Below are 1983 nucleotides of genomic sequence, written 5' to 3'. Positions count from 1 at the left end.
GGAGCAGACCATCAATTCAGCCCGGAAGATTTCCCGGAGATGGGCTGTACCGTAAAAATTCTGCAAGGATATTATGAATTTTTACGGTACAGCCCATCTCCGGGAAATCTTCCGGGCTGACTTCATGGTCTGCTCCTGTTATGCCAGCAGCATAGCTAAGCCCCACTACTTTATGGGGGCTCTGGGCGACTCGCTGAAGTGTTTCTTCCCACTCCTGACTATTAAACACCAAAGGCTGAACCTGGGCCGGAAAAAATGGCCGGTTTGAGACAGGGATGAGGTACAGCTTGTCAGGTAGAGCGTGTTCAGGGAGCACCAGTCCGGTACCGGTACCCTTGTCTTCTACCTGTTCATCAGCTGAAATAACTTCGGGTTCCTGATTGTCCTGATCTGTCATAGTCTTTTCGGATTGCGTCTCGGAATGAATAGTTAGCGGATAATGCCTATCTGGAGTCATCTCCAATGATTTCAATAGGTGATGACATTAAGTATGGTTGAGTACAAGCTGCATGCCACTCAACTGACAAGATCATGGGAGTCAATGATATGAAAAGTTCTCAGCAAGTTCTGGATTTTTGGTTTGAAGGCGAGCCTCTTGGCGATGTGCAAATGTCCCGCTGGTGGAAGAAAAGTGAGGCTCAGGATCAGCGTATTCGCAATCAATTTGCTGGCTTGCCAGACAAAGTAGAGTCCGGAGGGTGCGACGAATGGCTGGAATCTGCTGAAGGGCGGTTGGCAGCAATCATTGTGCTGGATCAGTTTCCCCGGAATATGTTCCGGGGTGATCCCGGATCATTTAAGTACGATCGTACTGCTCTGGCGATTTCCAAAGAGGGGGTGGAGCTGGGGCAACTGGATCGGCTGACGGAGCTGCAACAGACTTTTTTTGTCATGCCTTTCATGCACAGTGAATCGCTTGAGGATCAGGATCAATGTGTGAGGCTGTTTGAAAGCATAGTTGGCGGGGCTGGAGACAGCTACCAACAATACCTTGCAGGTTCACTGGATTTTGCGGTCAAACATCGTGATATTATTGCCAGGTTCGGACGCTTTCCCCATCGCAATAGCCTTCTTGAACGAGAAAGTACCGATGAAGAATTGAGCTTTCTTCAGCAGCCTGGATCATCCTTCTGAGTTTTTATCATCACGTTGGTTGCAAAAATGGGAATAACGTATCGGCTGCTGTAAGATGGCGGGGCAAACAACAATAATAATACCCAAAGGATACTTATGAAAAAGTTGTTTATTGTCGTATTTGGGATGGCGCTCTGGCAATCAGCACACGCTCTTTCCATGAAGGGCGTCGAGATTCCTGATGTTGTGAAGGTGCCGGACGGCACTGTTTTACAACTTCAGGGTGCAGCAGTACGAACATGGTATTTGGTGGTAGACGGATACATTGGTGCACTCTACCTTGAAAACCCCTCCTCTGACGTTTACCACATACTCTCTGAAGAGAGTTATCAGAGAATGAGCTTCACTATTCTGTTATCGAAAATGAGCGCAAGACGAATGGCCAATGCGTTCTATGAAGCGATTCAGATCAATACTTCCGAAGAAGAGCAAAAGGATCTGGAAAAAGGTATTGCTCAGTTTATGGGTATGATTGATGGCACTCTGAAGAAAGGAGAGTCCGGAACCTTTGAATATATTCCCGGCAAGGGAGCGAGAGTCATTATCGCAGGAGAGGAGAAGGGGATTATACCTGGCAAGAAACTATTCAACGCAATACTAAAGGTATGGATTGGTGAAACTCCGCCCAACCAGAAGTTCAAAGAAGGCATTTTGGGTTTGAATACTGAAAGATAGTGCTTTCTACATTGGGGGGGCTTTCGGATTTGCTTTGGGCAAGTGTTTGAAGGCTTCAGATGAATTGTCAATATCGATAGTTAATTTATGACTTGAATTCAGGCAATGTTTTTCTCTTCTCAGCCGATGCATGGATAGAGGTGCCGTCGATCAGCCAAGAGGAGAAATGTGATG

The 1983-nt window shown here is 46.7% G+C and carries 3 protein-coding genes; 2 read left to right on the top strand and 1 reads right to left on the bottom strand.

The genetic code is table 11. The annotated features are described in order from the left end of the window. Positions 1 to 16 precede the first annotated feature (16 nt). The gene (locus KDK17_RS16685) at positions 17 to 397 is read right to left on the bottom strand and encodes a hypothetical protein (protein ID WP_257288583.1); all 381 of its coding nucleotides are present in this window, start codon (positions 395 to 397) and stop codon (positions 17 to 19) included. A 149-nt stretch (positions 398 to 546) separates the two neighbouring features. On the opposite strand from KDK17_RS16685, the gene KDK17_RS16680 reads away from it, so the two are divergent. Continuing rightward, the gene (locus tag KDK17_RS16680) at positions 547 to 1134 is read left to right on the top strand and encodes a DUF924 family protein (RefSeq protein WP_257253988.1); all 588 of its coding nucleotides are present in this window, start codon (positions 547 to 549) and stop codon (positions 1132 to 1134) included. Between the two features lie 96 nt (positions 1135 to 1230). Continuing rightward, positions 1231 to 1809, top strand: a complete 579-nt coding sequence (locus KDK17_RS16675) for a chalcone isomerase family protein (RefSeq protein WP_257253986.1) — start codon at positions 1231 to 1233, stop codon at positions 1807 to 1809. Positions 1810 to 1983: the final 174 nt, after the last annotated feature.

It is taken from the genome of Endozoicomonas sp. SESOKO2, assembly GCF_024606245.1.
Classification (GTDB): domain Bacteria; phylum Pseudomonadota; class Gammaproteobacteria; order Pseudomonadales; family Endozoicomonadaceae; genus Endozoicomonas_A.
Note: the sequence above shows the minus strand (reverse complement) of the source record. Positions and strands in the feature narration are given on the sequence as shown.

Excerpts from the sequence above, each read along its gene's own strand:
- KDK17_RS16680 (WP_257253988.1), top strand. The coding sequence starts at position 547 with ATGAAAAGTTCTCAGCAAGTTCTGGATTTTTGGTTTGAAGGCGAGCCT.
- KDK17_RS16675 (WP_257253986.1), top strand. The coding sequence starts at position 1,231 with ATGAAAAAGTTGTTTATTGTCGTATTTGGGATGGCGCTCTGGCAATCA.
- KDK17_RS16685 (WP_257288583.1), bottom strand. The coding sequence starts at position 397 with ATGACAGATCAGGACAATCAGGAACCCGAAGTTATTTCAGCTGATGAA.